Annotated in this window: 19 protein-coding genes; 11 read left to right on the top strand and 8 right to left on the bottom strand. The window is 74.9% G+C overall.

Features of this window, described 5'->3' with window-relative positions; genetic code table 11:
* Window positions 1-2 precede the first annotated feature (2 nt).
* On the top strand, window positions 3-1,418 hold the full coding sequence (boxB, locus tag ACA511_RS27030; protein ID WP_375027414.1) for a benzoyl-CoA 2,3-epoxidase subunit BoxB: 1,416 nt from the start codon (window positions 3-5) through the stop codon (window positions 1,416-1,418).
* Window positions 1,419-1,487: 69 nt separating this feature from the next.
* Here boxB and ACA511_RS27025 read toward each other — a convergent pair whose 3' ends face one another.
* Window positions 1,488-2,630, bottom strand: a complete 1,143-nt coding sequence (locus ACA511_RS27025) for an acyl-CoA dehydrogenase family protein (protein ID WP_375027413.1) — start codon at window positions 2,628-2,630, stop codon at window positions 1,488-1,490.
* A 73-nt stretch (window positions 2,631-2,703) separates the two neighbouring features.
* Here ACA511_RS27025 and ACA511_RS27020 point away from each other — a divergent pair, with 73 nt between their 5' ends.
* A complete protein-coding gene (locus ACA511_RS27020) occupies window positions 2,704-3,294 on the top strand; it encodes a TetR/AcrR family transcriptional regulator (protein WP_375027412.1) in 591 nt (196 codons plus the stop codon).
* Window positions 3,295-3,313: 19 nt separating this feature from the next.
* Here the strand turns inward: ACA511_RS27020 and ACA511_RS27015 are convergent, their stop codons facing one another.
* From ACA511_RS27015 to ACA511_RS27000, 4 genes are read right to left on the bottom strand one after another with little or no spacing between them, the layout of a single operon-like run.
* Window positions 3,314-3,889 (bottom strand): ATP/GTP-binding protein, encoded by a 576-nt coding sequence (locus ACA511_RS27015; RefSeq protein ID WP_375027498.1) that lies wholly within the window; start codon window positions 3,887-3,889, stop codon window positions 3,314-3,316.
* Between the two features lie 7 nt (window positions 3,890-3,896).
* Window positions 3,897-4,274: a DUF742 domain-containing protein gene (locus tag ACA511_RS27010; protein WP_375027411.1), complete on the bottom strand. Its 378-nt coding sequence runs from the start codon at window positions 4,272-4,274 to the stop codon at window positions 3,897-3,899.
* Window positions 4,275-4,280: 6 nt separating this feature from the next.
* The gene (locus ACA511_RS27005; protein ID WP_375027410.1) at window positions 4,281-4,718 is read right to left on the bottom strand and encodes a roadblock/LC7 domain-containing protein; all 438 of its coding nucleotides are present in this window, start codon (window positions 4,716-4,718) and stop codon (window positions 4,281-4,283) included.
* Window positions 4,715-7,144, bottom strand: coding sequence for a nitrate- and nitrite sensing domain-containing protein (locus tag ACA511_RS27000; protein ID WP_375027409.1), 2,430 nt, complete (start codon window positions 7,142-7,144; stop codon window positions 4,715-4,717). Before ACA511_RS27000 ends, ACA511_RS27005 begins: the two co-directional genes overlap by 4 nt.
* 541 nt (window positions 7,145-7,685) lie before the next feature.
* Between ACA511_RS27000 and ACA511_RS26995 the strand changes: the two genes are divergently transcribed.
* Window positions 7,686-9,215 carry a M20/M25/M40 family metallo-hydrolase gene (locus ACA511_RS26995; protein WP_375027408.1) on the top strand — a complete coding sequence of 510 codons (1,530 nt, stop codon included), beginning with the start codon at window positions 7,686-7,688 and terminating at the stop codon, window positions 9,213-9,215.
* Between the two features lie 159 nt (window positions 9,216-9,374).
* Here ACA511_RS26995 and ACA511_RS26990 read toward each other — a convergent pair whose 3' ends face one another.
* Window positions 9,375-10,202 carry an LLM class F420-dependent oxidoreductase gene (locus ACA511_RS26990; protein WP_375027407.1) on the bottom strand — a complete coding sequence of 276 codons (828 nt, stop codon included), beginning with the start codon at window positions 10,200-10,202 and terminating at the stop codon, window positions 9,375-9,377.
* Window positions 10,203-10,265: 63 nt separating this feature from the next.
* Here ACA511_RS26990 and polA point away from each other — a divergent pair, with 63 nt between their 5' ends.
* Window positions 10,266-12,899 carry a DNA polymerase I gene (polA, locus tag ACA511_RS26985; protein WP_375027406.1) on the top strand — a complete coding sequence of 878 codons (2,634 nt, stop codon included), beginning with the start codon at window positions 10,266-10,268 and terminating at the stop codon, window positions 12,897-12,899.
* Between the two features lie 10 nt (window positions 12,900-12,909).
* Here polA and ACA511_RS26980 read toward each other — a convergent pair whose 3' ends face one another.
* Window positions 12,910-13,977 carry a maleylacetate reductase gene (locus tag ACA511_RS26980; RefSeq protein WP_375027405.1) on the bottom strand — a complete coding sequence of 356 codons (1,068 nt, stop codon included), beginning with the start codon at window positions 13,975-13,977 and terminating at the stop codon, window positions 12,910-12,912.
* A gap of 61 nt (window positions 13,978-14,038) precedes the next feature.
* Between ACA511_RS26980 and ACA511_RS26975 the strand changes: the two genes are divergently transcribed.
* From ACA511_RS26975 to ACA511_RS26945, 7 genes are all read left to right on the top strand, one after another.
* Window positions 14,039-14,536, top strand: a complete 498-nt coding sequence (locus ACA511_RS26975) for an inorganic diphosphatase (RefSeq protein ID WP_375027404.1) — start codon at window positions 14,039-14,041, stop codon at window positions 14,534-14,536.
* Between the two features lie 51 nt (window positions 14,537-14,587).
* Complete coding sequence (locus tag ACA511_RS26970) at window positions 14,588-16,144, top strand: FAD-dependent monooxygenase (protein ID WP_375027403.1); 1,557 nt, start codon at window positions 14,588-14,590, stop codon at window positions 16,142-16,144.
* A gap of 70 nt (window positions 16,145-16,214) precedes the next feature.
* Window positions 16,215-17,030: an SAM-dependent methyltransferase gene (locus tag ACA511_RS26965; protein WP_375027402.1), complete on the top strand. Its 816-nt coding sequence runs from the start codon at window positions 16,215-16,217 to the stop codon at window positions 17,028-17,030.
* A gap of 73 nt (window positions 17,031-17,103) precedes the next feature.
* Window positions 17,104-17,637, top strand: coding sequence for a carboxymuconolactone decarboxylase family protein (locus ACA511_RS26960; RefSeq protein WP_375027401.1), 534 nt, complete (start codon window positions 17,104-17,106; stop codon window positions 17,635-17,637).
* Between the two features lie 43 nt (window positions 17,638-17,680).
* Window positions 17,681-20,620 carry a hypothetical protein gene (locus ACA511_RS26955; protein WP_375027400.1) on the top strand — a complete coding sequence of 980 codons (2,940 nt, stop codon included), beginning with the start codon at window positions 17,681-17,683 and terminating at the stop codon, window positions 20,618-20,620.
* Window positions 20,621-20,702: 82 nt separating this feature from the next.
* Window positions 20,703-21,206, top strand: coding sequence for a SigE family RNA polymerase sigma factor (locus ACA511_RS26950; RefSeq protein WP_375027399.1), 504 nt, complete (start codon window positions 20,703-20,705; stop codon window positions 21,204-21,206).
* A 3-nt stretch (window positions 21,207-21,209) separates the two neighbouring features.
* Complete coding sequence (locus ACA511_RS26945) at window positions 21,210-22,241, top strand: hypothetical protein (RefSeq protein WP_375027398.1); 1,032 nt, start codon at window positions 21,210-21,212, stop codon at window positions 22,239-22,241.
* Here the strand turns inward: ACA511_RS26945 and ACA511_RS26940 are convergent.
* Window positions 22,229-23,896, bottom strand: coding sequence for a phospholipid carrier-dependent glycosyltransferase (locus ACA511_RS26940; protein ID WP_375027397.1), 1,668 nt, complete (start codon window positions 23,894-23,896; stop codon window positions 22,229-22,231). The genes ACA511_RS26945 and ACA511_RS26940 overlap by 13 nt on opposite strands.
* Window position 23,897 lies beyond the last annotated feature (1 nt).

Genomic DNA, 23,897 nt, shown 5'->3' with positions numbered 1-23,897 from the left:
CCATGCCGACCGCCGCCGACTACGGCGAGAAGATCCCGAACAACGTCGACCTCCACGAGGACAGGCGGCTCCAGCGCGCCCTGGAGTCGTGGCAGCCGAACTTCCTGAACTGGTGGGAGTCGATGGGCCCGGCGCTGCCGACGCGGGACGTCTACCTGCGCACGGCCGTGAACGTCGGCCGCGAGGGCTGGGCGCACTTCGGGCACGTCGCCATGCGGGACTACCGGTGGGGCATCTTCCTCGCCGACCGCGACGGCGACCGGCGGATCGGGTTCGGCCAGCACAAGGGCGAGCCCGCCTGGCAGAAGGTGCCGGGGGAGTACCGGGCCGACCTGAAGCGCCTCATCGTCGTCCAGGGCGACACCGAGCCCGCGTCCGTCGAGCAGCAGCGCAACCTCGGTGCGACCGCGCCGAGCCTGTACGACCTGCGCAACCTGTTCCAGGTGAACGTCGAGGAGGGCCGCCACCTGTGGGCGATGGTCTACCTCCTGCACGCCTACTTCGGGCGGGAGGGGCGCGAGGAGGCGGAGGAGCTGCTGCACCGCAACTCCGGCAGCGAGGAGTCGCCGCGCATCCTGGGCGCGTTCAACGAGGAGACCCCCGACTGGCTCTCCTTCTTCATGTTCACCTACTTCACCGACCGGGACGGCAAGTACCAGCTCGGCACGCTCAAGGAGTCCGGCTTCGACCCCCTCTCCCGGACCTGCGAGTTCATGCTCAAGGAAGAGGCCCACCACATGATGGTCGGCACCACGGGCATCGACCGCGTCGTGGAGCGGACCGTCCGGCTGATGAAGGAGCACGACACCGACGACGTCACCGCGCACGGCGCCATCTCGCTCGACGTCGTCCAGAAGTACGTGAACTTCCACTACTCGGTGTCGCTCGACCTGTTCGGGTCCGAGACGTCCAGCAACGTCGCCAACTACTACACGGCCGGCCTCAAGGGGCGCTGGATGGAGGGCCGCCGCAAGGACGACCACCGCCTCACGGACGACGCCGCCATGGTGGACGCCCTCGTCGACGGCGCCATCGCCGAGACCGAGGTCGCCGCACTCACCGGCCTGAACACCGACCTGCGCCGCGAGTACATCTCCGACTGCCAGGGCGGCGTCAACCGGTGGAACCGCATCCTGGAGGGCGCGGGCCTGCCGCAGCGCCTCTACCTGCCGAGCATCGCCTTCAACCGCAAGGTCGGCGCGTTCGCCGGGATCGAGGCCGCGCCGGACGGCGAGCTCCTCGACGCCGCCGAGTGGGAGCGGCGCAAGGGCGCCTGGCTCCCGACGGAGGTCGACAAGACCCACGTCCGGTCGCTGATGCGGCCCGTCCACGAACCCGGCAAGATCGCCGCCTGGATCGCCCCGCCGCGCAACGGCGTCAACGGCCGCCCGTTCGACTACGAGTACGTGCGCCTCTAGGAACGCGCGCGGAACCACCCGTCCAGCTGCACCATGCCGGAAAGGTCCGGGACGCGGGCGGGAGGGCGCTCAGCGGGCCAGGTGGCGGGAGATGACCAGGCGCTGGATCTGGTTGGTGCCCTCGAAGATCTGCATGACCTTGGCCTCGCGCATGAAGCGCTCCACCGGGAAGTCGCGGGTGTAGCCGGCGCCGCCGAGGACCTGGACGGCGTCCGTGGTGACCCTCATGGCGTTGTCGGTGGCGATCAGCTTGGCGATGGACGCCTCGCGGCCGTACGGGCGGCCGGCGTCCTTCAGGCGCGCGGCGGACAGGTAGGTGGCGCGGGCCGACTCCACGGCGGCGGCCATGTCGGCGAGGACGAAGGCGAGGCCCTGGTGGTCGATGATCGCCTTGCCGAACGCCTCGCGCTCCTTGGCGTAGGCGACGGCCGTGTCGAGGGCGCCCTGGGCGAGGCCGGTGGCGACGGCGGCGATGCCGAGGCGGCCCGCGTCGAGGCCGGCGAGCGCGATGGAGAGGCCCTGCCCCTCGTCGCCGATCAGGTTGCCGGCGGGGACGCGGGCGTCCACCAGGCGGACGGTCGCGGTGGTGGAGCCCATCAGGCCCATCTTGTCCTCGGGCTCGTCGAACTCCAGGCCCGGAGTGCCGGCGGGCACGTGGAAGCAGGAGATGCCGCGCGGCCCGTCGTCGGAGGTGCGGGCCATGACGGTGTAGAAGTCGGCCTTGCCGCCGTGGGTCGTCCACGCCTTGGCGCCGTTGAGGACGTAGGAGTCGCCGTCGCGCCGGGCCCGCGCGCGCATCGCCGCGGGGTCGGAGCCGGCGTGCGCCTCGGAGAGGCAGTACGCGCCGAGCCGCTCGCCGGAGAGCATGTCCGGGAGCCACCGGGCGCGCTGCTCGCCGCTGCCGTAGGCGAACAGGGGGAAGCAGGAGAGGGCGTGGACGCTGACGCCGACCCCGACGCTCGCCCACGCCGCGCCGATCTCCTCGAGCGCCTGGAGGTAGATCTCGTACGGCTGGGCGCCGCCGCCGAACTCCTCCGGGTAGGGCAGCGTCAGCAGCCCGGCCCGGCCCAGCGTCGCGAACACCTCGCGGGGGAAGGCCCCGGTGCGCTCGGCGCCGGCGGCGCGCGGCGCGAGCTCCTTGGCCGCGATGTCGCGGGTGAGCGCGATCAGGTCCTCGGACTCGGGGGTCGGCAGGTGCCGGGTGGCGGGCATGGGCGGGCTCCTTTCGGCACTCGAACAGTACCAAAAGGAGTACTGGCGAACGTGGTTTGGTACTGTCGCCGCCATGGCCTCGGTGGACGAGCGTGTCACGCGGGCGGCGCGGCGGCGGGCGGCGCTGATCGGGCGGCTCATGGACGTCTTCCTCGACCGCGGGTTCGCCGAGCTGGGCGTCGCCGACCTCGCCGCCCTGCTGCGCTGCTCGAAGAGCACGCTGTACTCGGTGGCGCCGAGCCGCGAGCAGATCATCGTGGCGGTGGTCCGGGCGTTCTTCCGGCGCGCGACCGACCGGGTGGAGGCCGCGCTCGACGCCGACGCGGGCGCCGACCCCCGGGAGCGGGTCGCCGCCTACCTGCGCGCCATATCCCGGGAGCTGGCCCCCGCGTCGCCCGCGTTCTTCGCCGACCTGGACGCGTTCGCCCCGGCCCGCGAGATCTACAAGCAGAACACGGGTCTCGCGGTCCGGCGGGTGCAGGGGCTCGTCCGCGAGGCGGGCGGCCGCGTGCCCGGCGCGGACGCGGCGTTCGTCGGCGCCGTCGCGGGCCAGGTGATGGAGGCCGTCCACCGGGGCGAGATCAAGGCGCAGACCGGCATGGACGACTCCGCCGCCTACGCCGCGCTGGCCTCCCTCATCGTCGCCCGCATGGCGGCCGGCTAGGCGCCGTCTCCCGGAGAACCTAGGACTGGGCCGTGTGGAGCGAGTGCTCGACCAGCGCGACCAGCACGCCCCGCGCCACCTCGCGGCTCCGCACGTCGCACATCAGGACGGGCACGTCCGGGTCGACGTCGAGGGCGTCGCGGATCTCGTCGACGCTGTAGCGGCGGGCGCCGTCGAACTGGTTCGCGGCGACGACGAACGGGATCCCGCGCTGCTCGAAGAAGTCGATGGACGCGAAGCTCGTGCTGAGCCGCCGGGTGTCGACCAGCACGATCGCGCCGACCGCGCCGTAGGCGATCTGGTCCCACATGAACCAGAACCGCTCCTGGCCGGGCGTCCCGAACAGGTACAGCCGGACGCCGCCGGAGAACGTCAGCCGGCCGAAGTCCATCGCCACGGTCGTGGTCGTCTTGCCCTCCACGCCGCCGAGGTCGTCCACCCCGACGGAGGCGTCGGTGAGGGTCTCCTCGGTGCGCAGCGGGCGGATCTCGCTGACCGCCCCGACCAGCGTCGTCTTGCCCACGCCGAAACCGCCGGCCACCAGCACCTTCAGCGTGTGCGTGGGCACGTCGTCGTGCGGCGCGTACGGCGTCATGGACGGGTTAGAGGCGGCGAAGTTCATCGAGCACTCTCATCAGGATGCGGGGGTCGGGACGGTCGGACGGTTCCGCCGCCTGCGGGACCTCTTCGATGAGGCCGTACTGGTGCAGGTCCTCCAGCAGGATCTGCACGACCCGGAACGGGAGGTCGGTCTCCGAGGCCAGATCGGCGGGCGTCGACGGCTGCCGGCACAGTTCCAGCAGCCGTCGCTGCTCGCTCGACAGCCACACCCGGTCGCCCGGCGTGCGCCCGGTCGAGATCAGGATCATGACCAGGTCGATGGCGAGCCCGCTGGGGCGGGTGCGCCCGCGGGTCACCGCGTACGGCCGCACGACCGGGCCGGCGTCCCGCCCGATCCAGCGCTCTCTCGGAGTCTCCACGGCCGCTCAGCCCGCGGCACCCGGCCGCAGCGACGCGTCCTCGGCCGCGGCCCGCGGTGACGCCGACAGCGCCCGCCGCACCCGCTTGATCAGCATGGTGGTCTCGTAGGCGACGAGCCCGGCGTTGCCGCCGGCGTCGCTGAGGACCGCCAGGCAGCTTCCGTTGCCGGCCGGCATGACGAAGAACAGCCGGTCGTCCAGCTCGACGACGGTCTGCCGCACCTGCTTGGCCTGGAAGTGCTCGCGGGCGCCGTTGGCGAGGCTGTGGAAGCCCGACGACAGCGCCGCGAGGAACTCGGCGTCCTTGCGGGTGACGTTCCCCGATGCGCCCATGACCAGCCCGTCACGGGACAGCAGGATGGCCTGGCGGACCTCGCCGACCCGTTGCACCAGGTCTTCGAGCAGCCAGTCGAGCTCGCCGGTCGCGTGGCCCTGCCGCGTCATGATTCCCCCCATTCATCGCGTGGATCGAGATCGCCCGGTTCGTCGTCGGCGATCCTGCCGCGCAGCCATCCCGACTGTAGCGAGGCCATCAGATCGCGGCTGAACTCCGGACTCGGCTCCTCGAAGTCCTCGTCCGGCTCTCCGGCCGGTTCCGAGTGCCTGGTCACCGCATGTTTGCGCAGCTGAGGCGCGAGGCTGCGCTGCCGCACCCGGCGCGGCAGCCTGCCGGTGGCCTCGCTGTCGTCCGCCCGCTCCGGTTCCGGTTCCGCTTCCGGCGGCCGGGACCGGCCATCGCCGTGCCCGGGCGGATCGAAGGAGACCGGCGGATCGAAGGAGACGGGGGCGTCGTGGGAGTCCCCACTTTCGTAGGGGCCGTCGTAGGGGCCGGCCGCGTCGTAGGAGTCCCCGGCGTCGTAGGAGATCGGCGTATTGAAGGAGACCGGCGGGGGAGAGGCGGCCCGCGGTCCGGCCTGCCGCGGCGGGACCGCCGGTCCGGGCAGCGCGGGGCGGACCGGCCGGCCGAGGCGCGGCGCGTCCGGACCGGGCACGCCGGGCTGCGTCACCGTGGGCTCGCCGATCGCCTGCCAGTGCTCCTCCAGGACCACCAGGGCGTGCGGGACGAGGACGATCGCGGTCGTGCCCCCGTACGCCGACGGCTGCAGCGAGACCCTGATGCCGTGCCGGGCCGCCAGCCGCGCGACGACGAACAGGCCGAGCCGCTCGGTGTCGACGAGGTCGAACTCGCCGGCGCTGGCGAGCCGCTGGTTGAGCGCGTCCATCTCGTCGGGGTGCAGGCCGATGCCGCGGTCGACCACCTCCACGGCGAGCCCGTTGGCGACCGTCTCGACCTTGACGGTGACCTCGGTGGTCGGCGGGGAGTAGGCGGTGGCGTTCTCGATCAGCTCGGCGAGCAGGTGGATGACGTCGGCGACCACGTCCCCGGTGACCGCGGCCGACGACGCGCCGGTCACCTCGATCCGGGTGTAGTCCTCGACCTCGGCGATCGCGGCGCGCACCACGTCCTCGGCGGGGACGGGGTGGTCCCACGCGCGCACGGTCGGCGAGCCGGACAGGATGACCAGGCCCTCGGCGTGCCGCCGCATGCGGGTCGTCAGGTGGTCGAGGCGGAACAGGTCGTCCAGCTCCTCGGAGCTGGAGGCGCGCCGCTCCATCTGGTCGAGCAGCCGCAGCTGCCGGTGCAGCAGCGACTGGCTGCGCCACGACAGGTTGACGAAGACCCGGTTGATGCTCGCGCGCAGCTCCGCCTCGCCGATCGCGGTGCTGATCGCCTGCCGCTGGACGCTCTCGAACGCCTCGCCGACCAGGGCGACCTCGCGGGTCCGCCCGGCCGGCGGGCGGGGCGTCTCGGCCTCCAGGTCGACGCGCTCGCCGCGCCGCAGCCGCGCCACGACGCGGGGCAGCCGCTCGTTCGCCAGCTCCTGCGCGGACCGCTGCAGCCGCCTCAGCTCGTCGGCGTGCCGCCGGGCGAACAGCAGCGACAGCACGATGGAGGCGATGACGGCGAGCAGCCCGACGCCGCCCGCCAGGTAGACCCGCAGCATGATCCGCTCGCCGGCCGGGTCGACCTCGTCGTCCTGGAGCTGCTCGCCGGCCTTCGCGGCGGCGCCGAGCCACGCCTGCCCGGCCGTCCGGGTCACCGTCCGCCAGCGCTGCGGATCGGGGGCCTTGCCCTGCTGGACGACGGCGGTCTCCAGCGCGACGTAGTCGGTGTAGGCGGTGGAGTTCACCAGCCCGCTGGTGGTCTTCGCGATGTCCCCGGTGAGCCCGGTCCGGCCGAGGCTGACCAGCTCGGCGCGGGTGCCGGCCCACTGGGCGAACGCGGCGCGGGCGCCGGGCGTCAGCCGGCCGCCGCGCAGCGCGCTCAGCAGCGCGTCCTCGCGCAGCATGAAGTCGCGCGCCCAGTACACGTACAGCAGGCCGTTGGTCTGCTGGTAGACGCGGACGCTGTCGAGGGTCACCAGCGTGGTGAGCAGCCGGACCGTGTTGTCGAAGGCCGTGTTGTAGGCGTTGACGGCCTCCAGCGGCGAGACGTTCCGCGCGGTGATCTGCGACCGGACGCTGGCCAGCTGGTCGAGCTGGTTGCCGACGTCGCGGGTGCGCTGGACCTCGCCGGAGTTCAGGTTCCTGACGGCATCGGGCGCGAGCGCCGTCCGGCGGATGGCGGCCACCGCGCGCTCGGTCTTGCCGGTCGCGGCCTGGAACTTCTGCGTGTTCGCGGACGACGGCGCCGCCAGGGCGGTGACCGCCGCGGCGCGCTCCTCCTGCACCGCCTGCATGGCGAGGGTGGCGGGCTGGCCCGCCCGGTCGCGGTTCTGGGCGTACTCGTTCCGCTTGAGCGCGTCGTCCAGCGCCGGAATGGCCGAGTACGTCCACAGGGCCACGAGGGACACCAGCGGGATCGCCAAGAGGAGGACGATCCGGCGCCCGATCGGACGCGTGTTCGGACGTCCGTGGGATCGGCGCACCAGCTCAGGGCGCACCGGTTCCGGGCGCACCTGTTCGGGACTCGACAACGGCCCACTCCTGCATCGTCGGCGGCCACCTTCAAGGGTGACGAAGCATACTCACGCCGATTTGTCCGGTGCCAGGGGCCTCACCTGCTGGAACGCATATCCGGGGAAGTACGGGGCGGGGTGGCGGGCGCGTCCGGCGGGCGGTGCGGGACGGTTTCCGTCCGGCCGGCGTCTTCGCAGGTCAACGCGTGTGCCCCAGCGGCCGATCCGGGTTGACCTCGGAGAATACGTTCGGCCGCCGGCGCCGGTGATCGACACGAGCCGTGCAGCCGCTCGGGACGGACGGTAATCGCCGAAGGAATGTCGATCTTGGTAATCAGGGGTAGAAAGAGGCCAATATTGGCCGTTTTGATGCTGAGTCGTGTCTTGTTGCGGAAATTGACGCGTGTCAGGCTTCGGGTTGCTTCGTCCCCCCACAAACGGAGACCTAGTCATGCGCAGAGCCGCGCTCGCAACCCTGACCGGGCTGTCGCTCGCAGCCACCGCCCTGGCGGCGGTGCCCGCCCAGGCCGTCCCCGCCGGCCCGGCCGCCGGCGACGCCGGGCTGGCCAGGCTGGTGACGTTGAAGAACGTCCGGCACCACCAGCTGAACCTGCAGAAGATAGCGGACGCCAACGGCGGCAACCGGGCCGCCGGGCTCCCCGGCAACAAGATCACCATCAAGTACATCGCGGACCAGCTCAAGCGGGCCGGGTACAGCCCCACGGTCCAGAACTTCTCCTTCGACTTCTGGCAGGAGACCGCCGAACCCGTCTTCGCCGAGACCGCGCCCGAGCCGAAGACGTTCGCGCCGGACACCGACTTCGCGACCCTGCAGTACTCCGGGTCGGGCGACGTCACCGCCGCCGCGACCCCCGTCGACCCGGGCGCCGCCGGGACCGGCAGCGGATGCGAGGCCGGCGACTTCGCCGGGTTCCCGGCCGGGCACATCGCGCTGATCCAGCGCGGCGGCTGCTTCTTCTCCGTCAAGGCCGACAACGCCGTCGCCGCCGGCGCGTCCGCCGTGGTGATCTACCAGCTCCCCGACCAGCCGGGCCCCGTCGGGGGCACGCTGACCACCCCGTACGACATCCCGGTGGTCGGCCCGACCAACGCGGTCGGCCGGGCGCTCGTCGAGCAGGCGGGCGACGGCGGCGTGACGCTGCGCGTGAAGACCGAGGTGCTCAACGAGAAGCGCGAGGCCGCCAACGTCGTCGCCGACACCGGGCGCGGCCGCGCCGACAACGTCGTGGTCGTCGGCGCGCACAACGACAGCGTCACCGAGGGCCCCGGCATCAACGACGACGGCTCGGGCACCGCGACGCTGCTGGAGATGGCGAAGCAGATCCACAAGCTCGGCCCCAAGGTCCGCAACAAGGTGCGGTTCGCGTTCTGGGGCGCCGAGGAGGAGGGCCTGCTCGGCTCCCAGTACTACGTCGACAACCTCCCGCAGGCCGAGCGCGACAAGGTCGCGCTGATGCTCGACTTCGACATGCTCGCCTCGCCCAACTACGTGAACTTCGTCTACGACGGCGACGACAGCGCGGGCGAGAACAACGTCGAGCCGCCCGCCGGGTCCGGCGCCATCGAGAAGGCGTTCAACGACTACTTCGCGAGCCGGAACCTCCCGACCGACCCGACCCCCTTCAACGGACGGTCCGACTACAACGCCTTCATCACCGCGGGCATCCCCGCGGGCGGCGTCTTCACCGGCGCCGAGGGCATCAAGACCCCCGCGCAGGCGGCGGCCTACGGCGGCACGGCAGGGGTGGCCTACGACCCCTGCTACCACTCGGTCTGCGACCGCTACGACAACGTGAACCTCAAGGGCTTCGACCAGATGATCGACGCCACCGCGGCGGTGACCCAGCTGTTCGCGCACAGCACGCTGACGGTCAACGGCAACGAGCTGGCCCGGCGCGCCCCGGCGCGGCCCGGCGAGCGCGTCGTCCCGGACGAGGTCGGCGTCTACAAGACCCGGTGATCCCGTCCGTGTAGACCCATGAGCAGGGACCCATGAGCAGGGACCCATGAGCAGGGTCCATGAGCAGGGGCCACGAGCAGGGCCCATGAGCAGGGCCATGAGAGGGGCGCGCCCGGCCGCGGGCGCGCCCCTCAGCCGTTCACCCGAGCGCCTCGGCGTTCACCCGAGCGCCTCGGCGATCCCGCGCAGGGCGGGGCGCGGGTCGCCGTCGCCCAGCACCTGGACGGCCACCTGGTCGGCGCCCGCGTCCAGGTGCGCGCGCACCCGCGCGGCCAGCGCCGCGGCGTCGCCCTGCGCGACCAGTGCGTCGATCAGCGCGTCGCTGCCGCCGTCCGCCACGTCCGCGTCGGTGAAGCCGAGCCGCTTGAAGTTCCCGACGTAGTTGCGCAGCCCCAGGTACATCCGGGCCGACTCCCGGGCCGTCGCGCGGGCGCGCCCGGCGTCGGTGTCGAGCACCGCCTTCTGGTCCGGGACGAGGAGCGGACCGGTACCGAGCGCCTCCCGCGCCTCGCGGGTGTGCTCGGGCGTGGTGAAGTACGGGTGCGCCCCCGCGGCGCGCTCCGCCGCCAGCCGCAGGACCTTCGGCCCGAGCGCGGCGAGCACCCGCCGCCCGGCCGGGACGTCCGCGGCGTCCAGCTCGTCCAGGTAGCGGACGATCGTCTCGTACGGGCTGCGGTACTCCCGCGTCGCCTCCGGGTGGCCGATGCCGACGCCCAGCAGGAACCGGTCGCCGTGCGCGTCGTGCAGCCGGTGGTAGGACGCGGCGGCCTCCCCGGCGGGCGTCGCCCACATGTTCACGATGCCGGTCGCGATCACGATCCGCTCGGTGCCGGCCAGCAGCCGTTCGGCGGTCTTCAGGTCGCCGCGCGGGGAGCCGCCGATCCAGATCGCGCCGTAGCCGAGGTCCTCGACGTCCTTGGCCAGCTCCGGATCCAGCGCGTTCCACGGCCGCCAGATGCCCAGCCGGCCCAGTTCGATCTTGTCCATGTCGCCCCCAACACCTCGCCCGGACGTTTCATGCCTCCTTCCCCCGATGCCAGGATGTGAGACATGACCGACCGGCCCCGCCTGCTGCTCCTGGACGGCCACTCGCTGGCCTACCGGGCGTACTACGCGCTGCCGGTGGAGAACTTCGGCACCACGTCCGGGCAGCCGACGAACGTCGTGTACGGGTTCGCGAACATGCTGGCCAACGTGCTGCGGGACGAGCGCCCGACGCACGCGGCCGTCGCGTTCGACGTCTCGCGGCGGACGTTCCGCACCGAGGCGTTCCCCGAGTACAAGGCGACCCGGGCGCGGTCGCCGGACGAGTTCGGGAGCCAGCTCCCCGTCCTGGACCGGCTGCTCGCCGCGATGGGCGTGCCCGCGCTGCGCGCGCCCGGCTACGAGGCCGACGACGTCATCGCGACGCTCGCGACGGCGGCCGCGGCGGACGGCATGGCCGTCCTGATCGTCACCGGCGACCGGGACGTCCTCCAGCTCGTCAGCGACGACGTCACCGTCCTGTACTTCTACCGGACGGCGTCGGAGATGATCCGCTACACGCCGGAGGCGGTGCGGGAGAAGTACGGGCTGACCCCCGCGCAGTACCCCGACTTCGCGGCGCTGCGCGGCGACCCGTCCGACAACCTGCCGGGCATCCCCGGCGTCGGGGAGAAGACGGCCGCGAAGTGGATCCGCGAGTTCGGGTCGCTCGACGCGCTGCTGGAGCGCGCCGGCGAGGTGCGGGGCAAGGCGGGGGAGAGGCTGCGCGCCGCGCTGGACCCGGTGCGGCTGAACCGGCGGCTGACCGAACTCGTCCGCGACGTGGACCTGCCGGTGGCGCCCGCCGACCTGCGGCGCGGCCCCTACGACCTGTCCGCGTTCACGGCGCTGCTGGACGAGCTGGAGTTCCGCAACGCCAGCCTCCGGCAGCGCCTCTTCGCCGCCGACCCCGGCGGGGGCCGCGCGCCGGAGCCGGCGGGGCCCGAGCCGGTGCGGGGCCGCGAGCTGGGCCCGGACGAGCTGGCCGGCTGGCTCGCGGCCCATGCCGCCGGCCTGACCGGGCTGGCCGCCGACTGGACGTGGGCGCGCGGCGCGGGCGGCGTCGCGCGGATCGCGCTGGCGGCCGGGGACGGGCACGCGGCCTCGTTCGAGCCGTCCGCCCTCACCGGGGACGACGAGCGCGCCTTCGCCGACTGGCTGGCCGATCCCGGCCGCCCGAAGGCCCTGCACGACGTGAAGGCGCTGCTGCGCGCGTTCGGCGAGCGCGGCCTGCGGCTCGGCGGCGTCGCGACCGACATCGCGCTGGCCGCCTACCTGCTGCTTCCCGGCCTCGCCGCCTACGGGATCGCCGACCTCGCGGGCCGCCACCTGGGCCGCCGGCCGCCCGCCGACGGGCCGGCGGGGCTGATGCTGAGCGCCCGCGCCGTCCTCGACCTCGCCGGCGTGTTCGCCGCCGACCTCGCGTCCACCGGCATGGACGAGGTGCTCCGCGACGTCGAGCTGCCGCTGTCCGGCCTGCTCGCCCGCGCCGAACGCGCCGGGATCCACGTGGACGCACGCCTCCTGGACGAGCTGGAGCGGCACTTCGCCGGCGCGATGGAGGACGCCGCCGACGAGGCCGCCGAGATCGCCGGCCGCCGGTTCAACCCCGGGTCGACGAAGCAGCTCCAGGAGGTGCTGTTCGGCGAGCTGAACCTGCCGAAGACCAAGAAGATCAAGTCGGGGTACTCCACCGACCTGGACGCGCTGACCTGGCTCGCCACCCAGACCGACAACGGCCTCCCGGAGGTGCTGCTCCGCCATCGCGACCAGGCGCGGCTGCGCGCCACCGTCGCCGGGCTGATCCGCGAGACCGGCGCGGACGGCCGGATCCACACCACCTTCCAGCAGACCGTCGCCGCGACGGGCCGGCTCACCTCGACCGAGCCGAACTTGCAGGTCATCCCCGTCCGGACGGAGGAGGGCCGGCGCATCCGCCGCGCGTTCCTGCCCGGCGCCGGGTTCGAGTCGCTGCTGACGGCCGACTACGGCCAGCTCGAACTGCGCGTCATGGCGCACCTGTCGCGGGATCCGACGCTCCTGGCCGCGTTCGAGTCCGGGGAGGACCTGCACGCGACGATGGCCGCGCGGGTCTTCCAGGTCGCGCCGGACGCCGTCACCGCCGGCATGCGGCGCAGGATCAAGGCGATGTCGTACGGGCTCGCGTACGGGCTGTCGGCGTTCGGGCTGGCCAGGCAGCTCGGCATCCCGATGGCGGAGGCGCGCCCGCTGATGGACGCCTACTTCGCACGGCTCGGCGGCGTCCGCGACTACCTCGACCACGTCGTCGCCGAGGCCCGCGCCACCGGCTACACCCGCACGATCCTCGGCCGCCGCCGCTACCTGCCCCAGCTGACCAGCGACAACCGGCAGCGCCGCGAGACCGCCGAGCGGATGGCGCTGAACGCGCCGATCCAGGGGTCCGCCGCCGACATCGTCAAGATCGCGATGCTCCGGGTGGACGAGGCGCTCACCGCCGCCGGGCTGCGCAGCCGGCTGCTGCTCCAGGTGCACGACGAGATCGTCCTGGAGGTGGCGCCGGGGGAGCGGGACGCGGTGGAGGAGATCGTCCGCGACCGGATGACGACCGCGTACCCGCTCACGGTCGGCCTGGAGGTCGCCCTCGGCGCCGGCGCCGACTGGAACGCCGCCGCCCACTGAGCGCCGTCGGCTAGGCGTCCGGCGGGCGGCCCTGCCACGCGCGGCCGAGCAGGGCCCGCAGGCCCGCCTCCTCGACCGGCCGCGGATTGGCGAACCCGCCGGCCAGGGCCCGTGCGACGACGCCGTCCAGGTGCGCGGGGTCGGCGCCCAGGCCGGCGAGGGACCGCGGCAGCCCCAGCGAACCGGACAGGTCCCACAGGGCGCGGGCCGGATCGTCCCGTCCGAGCGCCCGGCGCAGCGCCCGCGCGGCGTCCGGCGCGGCGGGGGCGTTGTAGGCGAGGGCGTGCGGCAGCAGGACGGCGTGCGTCTCGGCGTGCGGCAGGTTCAGCGACCCGCCGAGGATGTGGCACAGCCTGTGGTGCAGGCCCATCGCCGTGGCGCCCAGGCACGTCCCGCAGAGCCACGCCCCGTACAGGGCCCGGGTGCGCGCGGGCAGGCCGCCGGGGTCGCGGACGACCTCCGGCAGCGCCCCGGCCAGCGCGCGGACGGCCTCCTCCGCCATCAGCGAGATGACCGGCGAGGCGTCGGGGGCGTACAGCGCCTCCACGGCGTGCGCCATCGCGTTCATCGCCGACGCGGCCGACACCGCCGGCGGCAGCCCCAGCGTCAGGGACGGGTCGTAGAGCACCGTCCGGGCCAGCACCCGCCGGTCGCGCCCGGTCCGCTTGACGCCGCCCTCGGTGATGCCCCACACCGGCGTCATCTCCGACCCGGCGTACGTCGTCGGGACGGCCGCGATCGGCAGCCCCGTCTCCTTGGCGACCGCCTTGGCCAGGCCGACCGCCGACCCGCCGCCGAAGGGGACCAGCGCGTCCGCCGCGGCGGCCCCGGCGGCCCGGCACGCCGCGGCGGCCGCCTCCGCCGGCACGTGCATCACGGCCCCGGCGTGGACGCCCGCCGCCCGGTCGCCCAGCAGCGCGGCGACCCGCTCGGCGCCCGCCCGCCGCCCCGGCGTCGACAGCACGAGCGCCCGCGCCGCGCCGAGCGCGGCCACCTCGGCGGGCAGCTCCCCGAGGACGCCCGCGCCGAAGACGACCCGCACGGGAAGCGGCTGGTAGGCGAATCGCGGCGCGTCCATGCGCCGACTCTACGATCACGGGTCCTCCGCGCGGGTAGGGTCCGCGGAGGGGGAGGTATCCATGGAGATCGAAATGGTCGTCGAGATCCCCGGGGGATCGCGCAACAAGTACGAGATGGACCACGCGCTCGGCCGCATCCGGCTCGACCGGATGCTGTTCACGGCGACCCGGTACCCGCACGACTACGGCTACATCCCGGGCACCTGCGCCGAGGACGGCGACCCGCTGGACGCGATGGTGCTGCTGGAGGAGCCCACGTTCCCCGGCTGCCAGGTCACCGTCCGCAGCGTCGGCGTGTTCTGGATGCTCGACGAGAAGGGGCCGGACGCCAAGGTCCTCACCGTCCCGTCGCGGGACGTCCGCTACGCCGGGATCAACGACCTGCCCGACGTGCACGAGTACATCCTCGACGAGATCGCGCACTTCTTCGACATCTACAAGAGCCTCGAACCGGGCAAGTCCGCCGACGTGCGCGGCTGGCAGGACCGGCGGGTCGCCGACCGGACGATCACCGAGGCCGTCGAACGCGCCCGCGCGGCGGAGACCTCCACCGCCTGACCCCCGATGACCGGCGCGGGCGGCTGCACAGGGGCGGGCGGGCGGCGCACCATGACGAGGGTGGGCTCCCCGGCGGAACCGGTCCTGGTCGTCGGCGCCGGGCCGGTCGGGCTGGTCACGGCGCTGCTGCTGGCGCGGCACGGGGTGCCGAGCGTGGTGCTGGAGGCCGCCGCGCGGCGCGACCCGGCCGGGTCGCGGGCCATCTGCTTCCAGCGGGACGTGCTGGACGTCCTCGACCGGGCCGGCTGCGCCGAGCGGATGATCGCCCGCGGCGTGACCTGGACGACCGCCCGCACCTACGACCGCGGCGACGAGCTGTTCTCGGTCGCCTTCCCCGACGCGGGGCGCAGCGAGGTGCCGCCCTGGATCAACATCTCCCAGGCGGAGGTGGAGGGGTACCTGCGCGACCTCGCCGCCACCGAGCCGCTGGTGGACGTCCGGTACGGGCACGCGGTCACCGCCCTGCGCCAGGACGGCCGCGGGGTCGAGGCCGACGCGGGCGGCACCGTGCGCGGGACGCACGCCGTCGGCGCCGACGGCGGGCGGAGCGCCGTCCGCGGCCTGCTCGGCATCGGCTTCCCGGGCCGCTCGTTCGCCGACGAGTTCCTCATCTGCGACATCCGCGCCGACCTGCCGTTCCCGAGCGAGCGCCGGTTCTACTTCGACCCCGAGTGGAACCCCGGCCGGCAGGTCCTCGTCCACCCGTGCCCGGACGGGACGTGGCGCATCGACTGGCAGGTCCCCGCCGGCCTCGACCTCGCCGCCGAGCGGCGGTCCGGCGCGCTCGACGCCCGCGTCCGGAAGATCACCGGTGACGCCCCGTACGAGATCGTGTGGGCCACCGTGTACCGGTTCCACGAGCGGGTCGCCGAGACGTTCGCGTCCGGCCGGGCGTTCCTGGCCGGAGATGCCGCCCACCTGTACGCGCCGTTCGGCGCCCGGGGGCTGAACTCCGGCGTCCAGGACGCGGAGAACCTCGCGTGGAAGCTCGCCTTCGTCCGGCACGGCTGGGCCCCGCCCGGCCTGCTGCGCAGCTACGACGCCGAGCGCCGCGCCGCCGCCGCCGAGAACCTCCGGGTGACCACGCGGACGATGGAGTTCCTCGTCCCGCGGACGGCGGCGCAGCGGGCGCGCCGCCGGGCGGCGCTGGCGGCGGCCCGCACGCACCCCGACCCGCGCGCGATCGTCGACTCCGGCCGGCTCGCCGAACCGTTCTGGTACCTGGACTCGCCGCTGACCACGCCGGCCGGGCCGCCGGACGGCTTCCCGCGCGAGGCCGGGGCCGTCCGGCCGCCGGTTCCGGGCGTGCTCTGCCCGGACGGCCCGTGCACGGTCGACGGCGAGGCGACCCGCCTGCGCCGCCTGGTCGGCACCCGCTTCCTGGTCCTCACCGGCGGGCGGCCCGCCGCGCCGCCGGCCGTCGACGTCCCGTGCGAGTTCCGCGCGCTGGACGACATCGACACCGAAGGGGTGCTCCGGACGGCCCTGCGCGCGGGCCCGGACTCCGTCCACATCGTCCGCCCGGACGGGCATCTGGCGGCGGTCCTGCCGGTCTGCGACCCCGGTGCGGTGGCCGGGGCCCTGTACCGGGCCTGCGGCCGCACGTGACGGACCTCACCCGCCGTGTCCGCGACCGGCCATGTAGCGTCGGGATCCCCCAGGGCGGAGGTGAGGCCGGATGAGCACCCCCGGCGGCAGGGCCGCTGACGACGGCATCCGCGCGGACCGGCCGGTCTCGGCGCGGGTCTGGGACTACTGGCTCGGCGGCAAGGACCACTACGAGGTGGACCGGCAGGCCGGGGAGAGGGTCGCCCGGCAGGTCCCGGGGATCGTCGCCGCCGCTCGCACCGACCGGCTGTTCCTCGGACGCTGCGTCCGCCACCTCGCGGGCGAGGCGGGCGTGCGGCAGTTCCTCGACATCGGCACGGGGCTGCCGAGCGCCGACAACACGCACGAGATCGCGCAGCGGGTGGCGCCGGAGTCGCGCATCGTCTACGTCGACAACGACCCGCTGGTGCTCGTCCACGCGCGTGCGCTCCTCACGAGTTCCCCGGAGGGCGCGACCGACTACATCGACGCCGACGTCCACGACCCCGAGCGCATTCTCGACGAGGCCGCCGCGACGCTCGACTTCGGCCGGCCCGTCGCGCTGATGATGCTCGCGCTGCTGCACCTCGTCACCGACGACCGCGAAGTGCGCGCCATCCTGGACCGGCTCGTCGGCGCGCTCGCCCCGGGCAGTTTCGTGGCGCTGTCGCACGCCTGCCTGGACGTGGACGTGACGCACACCGCCGTGAAGGCGTGGAACGAGAGCGGCACCCCGCACCCGCTCAAGGCCCGGACGAGCGCGGAGATCGAGGCGCTCTTCGACGGCCTGGAATTGGTCGAGCCGGGAATCGTTTCGTGTTCCCAGTGGCGTCCGGAACCTAATCCGTGGGGCGAGCCGCAGGAGACCATGACCTTTTGTGGAGTGGCGAGAAAACTACCCGGCTGAGTGCGTTCGTTAGAGGATCGGGTGGCATTGTCCGACACCGTTCTTCCGGAGGCAGTCCTTGGCGCATATCGAATTGGACGAGAATGTTCCCGGGCTGCCGTCCCTGCTCCGGTTCCGGCCGGAGACGGCCGGCCCGCTGAGCGCGCTCGCGGAGGCCCTGCTGCGCGGACCGAGCCCCCTCGGGCGCGGTGAGCGGGAGCTGATCGCCGCCTACGTGTCGGAGCTGAACGGCTGCCGGTTCTGCGCGTCCTCGCACGGCGCGTGCGCCGCCGCCCAGCTGCCCGGCGGGACGGCGCTCGTCCAGCAGGTCCACGCCGATCCGGCCGCCGCGCCGGTGCCGGCCAAGCTCAAGGCCCTCCTCGCCATCGCCGCCGCCGTTCAGCGCGGCGGGCACGAGGTCGGCGGCGCGCACATCGCCGCCGCGCGCGACGCCGGCGCCACGGACGTCGAGATCCATGACACCGTGCTCATCGCCGCCGCGTTCTGCATGTACAACCGGTACGTGGACGGCCTGGCCACCACCGCTCCGGACGACCCCGCCGCCTACGCTCAGATGGCGGAGCGGCTCATCGTACACGGCTACGGGGGCGCCGCGGCCCCGCGCTGAAACCCCGTTGGCCCGCGCGGGCGGCGGCGGGGAAGATGGCCCGGTGAGAATTCGGCTTGCCGGCGGTGTGGTGGCTTCGGGGCGCCATGCCTGGATCGTCGGCCCGTCGGGCCCGGTCCGGCTCCTGGACCAGGCGGACGCCCCGCCGGGCGCGCCCGTCGCCCTCGGCCCGGACGGGGCGCCGGACGCGGACGTGGAACACGCCGCCCGCGAGCTGACGCGCCTGGTCGTGGACGGCGGGGCCGTCGCGGCCGGCGCGGGCGTCGACCTCGGCGCCGGCTTCCGCTCCGCGCGGCTGGACGGCGCGCCCGGCGACCAGCGCGACGCGGTCCTCGCGGCCCTGCGGGCCGTCGGCATCGGCAACGCGGAAAGGCTGGGGCAGCGGGCGGGGTTCCTGGTGGCGCTGTTCGGCCCGGCGGTGACGAAGCGGGTCGGCGCGGCCGCCGCGCGGGCCGCCGAGGACGGCCGGTGGGCGGCGCTGCGGCTGGCGTCGGCGGCCAGCGACGTCCTCGGCCCCGAGCAGCTCGAACGGGTCCTCGCCCTGGAGGCGCCGGACGGCGCGGACGTCGTCCCCGGCGGCCTGCCCTCGGTGCTCGCCCGGCACCTCCGGCGGCTCTTCGAGGGGGTCCCCGGGCCGCGCAGGCTCGACCTGGTCCTCGACCTGTGGGCGCGGGTGCTGGACCGCGGGCGCGCGGCCGCGGTGCGGGACGGGCGGCTCGCGACGCAGAGCCGCCGCGACCGCGTGGACGACCTCCGCAGGCGCCGCCGCCACCACGACGACCAGCGCACCCTGTTCTGGCTGCGGGAAGGGCTCGACGGCCATGGCGCCGAGCCGTCGATGGCGGACGCCGCGCGGTGGGTGCCGAGCGAGCCGTACTGGCGCGACCGGCTCGACAGCCTCCTCCAGGACGCGCTCGGCGCCACCGCCCTGCTGCGGACCGCGGCGGCGGTCGCCGACCACGGGCTGCCCGGCGGGCTGGACCGCTCGGCGCCGCTCCTGCGCGCGGCCGCCGCCCGGATCGACGACTCCGTCGCCGCGCACGCGGGGCGGCGCGTCCCCGGGCTCACCGGCCTGCCGGCGCGCCCCGCCGCGTACGTGCGCGACATCGTGCGGAAGCTCGCCGCCGGCGACCCGGGGGACGCGAAGTTCGCCGCGTACGTCCGGCCGCGGCTGGCCTGCGCCCGCGACTTCGCGCTCCTGGTCGTCGAGGAGGCGGAGGCGCTGCTCGACGACGTGTGCGGACTCCGCGTCGCGGCGCCCGGAGTGCAGGAGGAGGTGCTGCGGGACTGGGCGGACGCCGGCCTGGCCGACTGGCGCGCGGCGGCCGGGTACGGCGCGGCCCGCCCGCCCGCCGAATGGGCCGGCATCCCCGCCTGGACGACCCTGCTGCTGAACGGCGCCGGGCCGCTGCGCGAGCGGCTCGGTTCCGCGCCGGACTCCGGTTCCGCGCCGGATTCCGGTTCCGCGCCGGATTCCGGTTCCGCGCCGGAGCCCGCCGCCGTGGAGACCGTCGGCGACCTGCTCTGGTACGTCGACCTGATCGACGCGCTCGCCCACCTGTACGGGCACGAACAGGCCGCGCCCACCCCGGGCACCGGCGCGCCCTGGTTCGACCACGATCCGCCGCAGGGCGCCGAGCCGCTGCGGCCGCGCCTCGACTCGGTCACCCTCGCCGTGTCCGGCGCCGCGCAGCTCGTCGCGCTCGGCGGCGTCCCGCCGCGCGCGCCGCGCACCTGGACGGAGTTCACCGAGGGCCTCCTGGCGGCCACCGGGATCACCGCGGCGCTCACCGGCGCCTTCGCCGTCCCGCCGGCGCTCGCCGCGCTGGACGGGACGGCCGTCCCCGGCGCGGGCGTCCGGGTCAGGGTCGCGCGCAGCGCCCGCGACCTCGCCGAATGGGCCGGCTACATGGGCAACTGCATCGCGAGCCCGGTCTACGCCGAGGGTGCGCGGGCGGGCCGCACCGCCCTGGTCGGCCTGTACGGCGAGGACGGCCTCCTGGCCGCCAACGCCGAGCTGATGCCGATGCGGCCCGCGGCGCGGGGCTGGCGCGTCACCGAGATCGCCGCGAGGTTCAACGACACGCCGGACGACGCCCTGGACCGCCGCTTCGGCGACTGGGTCGCCGCGATCCCCGGCGCCGTCGGGGAGGGGCCCGTCGCCGCGCCGGACGAGCCGCCGCCCGCCCGGCCCGCGCGCCGCCGCGCCGCGCCCCGCCTCGTCGAGGAGGCCGGACCGCCGCTCGCCGCGCTCGCCCGGCGGGCCTGCGACGACCTCGCCCCGGAGGTCCTCGCGGCGTTCGCCGCCGTGGCCGGGCAGCCGGACCGCACCGATCCGGACGCCGCGCTCGCCCGGCTGCGCCGCCTCGGCGCGGCCCAGCTCGCCGGCGCGGTCCGCCGCACGCTGGACGAGGGCGCCGCCGACCTCGTCGGGCTGTGGACGGCCACCGGGCACCGTCCGCTGCGGACGGCGCTCGACGCCCTCGACCCCGCCGTCCGCGAGCGGTTCGACCAGCTCCCGCTCCTCCTCGGCGAGCCGCCGCTGCCGAAGACGCTGCGCCGCCTCGTCAAGGCCCCGGCCATCGCCGGCGCCTACTCCCTCGACCTGGCGGCGCGCCGCGTCCGCCGGGCGATCGGCCGGCTCGCCCTGCACGACGACCCCGTCATCGCGCGCGCCCTCGCGAAGCCCTCCACCGAGCCGCTGCTGTGCGCGCTCACGGTCACGACCGCGTGCGGCGCGCCCGGGGACGGCCTCACCCCGGTGACGCCGCCGCGCGCCGCCACCGTGCCCGGCTACCCGGCCACGTCCCTTGGGGACGAGGACGGCCCCTGGCAGCGCGCTCTGGCCGCCGCCGCCGAACTCGGCGCCGACACCGCGGTGTTCTGGGACGGGATCGCCGAGCACGGCCTGCGCGTCCCCGCGTCCTGGCTCGGCCACGGCGGCTGGACGGCGCTCTGGTCCCGCGCCCACGCCCGCCGCTGACGGCGCCCGCCGCCGCGTCCGAGGCAACCTTTCCCGGCGGCTCGGCGGTAGTAGTCGGCAGAACCGATCAGCGGGAGGTCGCATGCGGGAGAGGCCGGACTACGCGGCGTACGTGACGGAGCGTTCGCCGCGACTCCTCAGGACGGCGTACCTGCTGTGCCGGGACTGGGGGCAGGCCGAGGATCTGCTGCAGACCGCGCTGGTCAAGGCGTGGCGGGCGTGGCGGCGGGTCGGCGCCGACCCCGACCCGTACGTGTACCGGATCCTGGTCAACACGCACGCGTCCTGGGCGAAGCGGCGCTGGCGCGGGGAGCGCCCGACGGACGCCCCGCCGGAGGAGGCCGACCGCGCGGACGCCATGGGCGCGGCCGAGGACAAGGCGGTGCTGTGGGCGGCGCTCGGCAGGCTGCCGCCCGGCCAGCGCGCCGCCGTCGTCCTCCGCTACTTCGAGGACCTGACCGAGCCGCAGGTCGCGGCGATCCTCGGCTGCTCGGTCGGGACGGTGAAGAGCCAGACCAGCAAGGCCCTCGCCAAGCTCCGCGTCGACCCCGGCGTCCTCGCCGGCTCACCGAAGGGAAGGGAGTGACCGATGGCGCACGATGTGCGGGACCTGACCGAGGTCATGACGCGGCGGAGCGAGGCCGGGAGCCCGCCCCCGGACCTGCTGCCCCGGCTGCGGCGCAGGGTCAGGCGGGACCGCCGCCGCCGCGCCGTCCTCGGCGCCGCCGGGACGGCGCTCGCGGTCACGGCGGCCTTCGCCGCCGTCCAGCAGTTCGGGTGGTCGCCCGCCGACACGGCCCCGCCGGTGATGGCGGGCTCGGTCGACGACGCGTTCCCGAAGTCGCCGCCGCAGGAGGGCATGCGGCCGCTGCGGGAGGTGCGCTTCTCGATGGTCGGCCGGAAGGCCCGCGTCCAGTTCACGCCCACCGGGCCGTACAGCATGATCACCTACCGGTGCTCGGTGCCGTTCACGGCCTACAGCGTGCGGACGGGCGTGCTGAACGCGGTCGGCTGCGACGCGAACGGCGGCGGAACCGGCTACCTGCGGACCGAGCCCGGCGTGCCCTACAGCTTCGACGTGGCGGCGCTGCCCCCGGCGGCGTCGCCGGGACCGGCCCCGGGCCGGCCGCCTTCGGTGGCCGAACTCGACCGGTACCTGGCCTCCCACGAGCCGTTCCCCGGGACGTGGAGCGTCCGGATCTACGCCGGCGCCTGCGACTCGGAGACCTGCGCCGGCCCGCCGGCGCCGCCCCGGCAGCCGCCGGTCGACGGTCTCGAGCGCCTCGCGCGGACGACGCACACCGCGGACGGCCGTCCCCGCACGGTCGCGTTCTCCCCGTCCGGCGCGGGCGTGCGGCTGCGCCTGACCTGCCGGGACGGCGCGGCGGTCGCGGTGCTGACGGACGGGGCGGGCACGAAGGTCGTCAACTGCGAGATCGCCGAGTCGCGCGGCGTCGTCTGGGACCGGACGGCCCGGCCGGACGCGCGCCAGGAGCTGCGGATCACCGTCCTCCCGGCGGAGGCGTCCCCGGTGGGGAAGACCGACGCCGCCGCCCTCGCCGCGAATATGAAGGGCGTCGAGCCCGCCGGGAAGTGGACGCTGGAGGTCTACGACCGCTGAGCCGGGCGGCGGAAGATCGTGATGGAGTGGCCGACCCCGTCGATCGCCTCGCTGGAGGCGATCAGCGGGGTCAGCCGCGGGTCGCCCTTGGCGATCCAGCTGTCGGACACCACCAGCAGCCCGCGCACCCGCTCCGGGGGCGCGGCGAGCGGGTCGGACGCGCGGATGCCGTAGTAGGACGGGACGCCGCTCCCCTTGTAGGCGAGCCACACCTCCTCTCCCGGGTAGCGGTCGCGGAGGCGGTCGGCGAGGCGTCCCAGATCCTGGCCCCAGTCGACGTTGGAGTCGTGCAGGTACAGGTGCGTCCGGGACGGACCGCCGAACGCCTCGTTCGAGTACGGCAGGTAGTACGGGTAGGCCCGCAGCGAGCTGACCGCGACGAACAGCACCAGCACGCCGGTCGCGGCCTTCGCCCACCGCCACCGGACGGCCCCCGCCCCGGCCGCCGCCACCGCCAGGAACATCGGGAGGAAGATCGCGTACCGGACGCCGAGGTCGCGGGCGCCGGTCATCGCCGCCGCCAGCAGCACGGCGGCGGGCGCGAGGACGTACGGTGCGGCGGGCCGCAGCCGGCGCGCCGCCGCCGGCGCCGCGACGCCCGCGACCCACAGGACGAGCATCCCGAGCGGCGTCTTCACCAGCAGCGCGGCCGGGAGGTAGTACCAGTGCGAGCCCCGGTAGGTGTCACCGAACAGGAAGCCCGTCCACCTCATGTCCTCGAAGCCGAACTGGACGCGCATGCCGTCCCGGAACGGTTCCGGGAACGGCAGCAGGCCGGCGGCGAGCCCGCGGAGCCCGCCGACCGCCGGGACGCCGGCGGGCGCCGTCCACCGCAGCCGCGGATCGACGGCCAGGTAGCTCGCCCACACCACCCCGGCGGCCAGGACGGCGACGCCGGCCGCCGCGAGGAGACCGGCCGCGACGGGCCGCCCGCCGCCCCGCGCACGTCGCGCCGTCCAGACCGACGCCGCGGCCAGGGCCAGCAGGACGGGCACGGCGGGCAGCGCGCTCATCTTCGTGGCGACCGCCGCGCCGAGCGCCGCGCCCGCGAGCGGAACGCCGAGACCGGGCCGCCGCCGTGCCCGCCACAGCAGCCACACCGAGGTCAGCAGGAAACCGGCGGCGGGGACGTCGAGCGTCGCCAGCGACCCGTGCGCGACGACGTCGGGGGAGAACGCGTAGAGGGCGAGCGCCGCCACGCCGCCGGCCGGCCCGGCGAGGTCGCGGGCGAACGCGAAGGCGACCAGGCCGAACAGCAGCGTCAGCGCGATGACCGGCAGCCGCGCGGCGAGCAGGATCCGCTGCGCGTCGTTGCCCGACTCGTACAGCAGATGCCGTCCGGCGTCCTCCTGGGAGACGGGGCGGGAGGCGTCCAGGCGGGCCCCGGCGAGCACCGCCCCGGCGCCGATGAACAGCTTGCCGAGCGGCGGATGCTCGGGGTTGTAGCGGAGATCGTGCGAGCGCAGATAGACGACGCCCGCAGCGACGTACACGGGCTCGTCGATGGTCGGGGACTGCCGCACGGCGGTGGAGCCCATCGTGAACGCCATCTGCGCCAGCAGCGCCGCCACGACGGCCGCGAGCAGCCACCGGCGGCGCCGCGGCCGGAACCGTCCCGCCGGCCCCTCCCCGGGAGGCGCCGCGGGCTCGTGCACT

The sequence above is a fragment of the Actinomadura sp. GTD37 genome (assembly GCF_041951365.1).
In the GTDB taxonomy this organism is placed as follows: Bacteria; Actinomycetota; Actinomycetes; order Streptosporangiales; family Streptosporangiaceae; genus Spirillospora.
The sequence above is the reverse complement of the archived record's forward strand: the minus strand, read 5'-3'. Positions and strand labels throughout refer to the sequence as shown.

Excerpts from the sequence above, each read along its gene's own strand:
- ACA511_RS26945 (WP_375027398.1), top strand. The coding sequence starts at position 21,210 with ATGGCGCACGATGTGCGGGACCTGACCGAGGTCATGACGCGGCGGAGC.
- ACA511_RS27020 (WP_375027412.1), top strand. The coding sequence starts at position 2,704 with ATGGCCTCGGTGGACGAGCGTGTCACGCGGGCGGCGCGGCGGCGGGCG.
- ACA511_RS26990 (WP_375027407.1), bottom strand. The coding sequence starts at position 10,202 with ATGGACAAGATCGAACTGGGCCGGCTGGGCATCTGGCGGCCGTGGAAC.
- ACA511_RS27015 (WP_375027498.1), bottom strand. The coding sequence starts at position 3,889 with ATGACGCCGTACGCGCCGCACGACGACGTGCCCACGCACACGCTGAAG.
- polA (WP_375027406.1), top strand. The coding sequence starts at position 10,266 with ATGACCGACCGGCCCCGCCTGCTGCTCCTGGACGGCCACTCGCTGGCC.
- ACA511_RS27025 (WP_375027413.1), bottom strand. The coding sequence starts at position 2,630 with ATGCCCGCCACCCGGCACCTGCCGACCCCCGAGTCCGAGGACCTGATC.
- ACA511_RS26975 (WP_375027404.1), top strand. The coding sequence starts at position 14,039 with ATGGAGATCGAAATGGTCGTCGAGATCCCCGGGGGATCGCGCAACAAG.
- ACA511_RS26970 (WP_375027403.1), top strand. The coding sequence starts at position 14,588 with ATGACGAGGGTGGGCTCCCCGGCGGAACCGGTCCTGGTCGTCGGCGCC.
- ACA511_RS26995 (WP_375027408.1), top strand. The coding sequence starts at position 7,686 with ATGCGCAGAGCCGCGCTCGCAACCCTGACCGGGCTGTCGCTCGCAGCC.
- ACA511_RS26950 (WP_375027399.1), top strand. The coding sequence starts at position 20,703 with ATGCGGGAGAGGCCGGACTACGCGGCGTACGTGACGGAGCGTTCGCCG.
- ACA511_RS26980 (WP_375027405.1), bottom strand. The coding sequence starts at position 13,977 with ATGGACGCGCCGCGATTCGCCTACCAGCCGCTTCCCGTGCGGGTCGTC.
- ACA511_RS27005 (WP_375027410.1), bottom strand. The coding sequence starts at position 4,718 with ATGACGCGGCAGGGCCACGCGACCGGCGAGCTCGACTGGCTGCTCGAA.
- ACA511_RS26965 (WP_375027402.1), top strand. The coding sequence starts at position 16,215 with ATGAGCACCCCCGGCGGCAGGGCCGCTGACGACGGCATCCGCGCGGAC.
- boxB (WP_375027414.1), top strand. The coding sequence starts at position 3 with ATGCCGACCGCCGCCGACTACGGCGAGAAGATCCCGAACAACGTCGAC.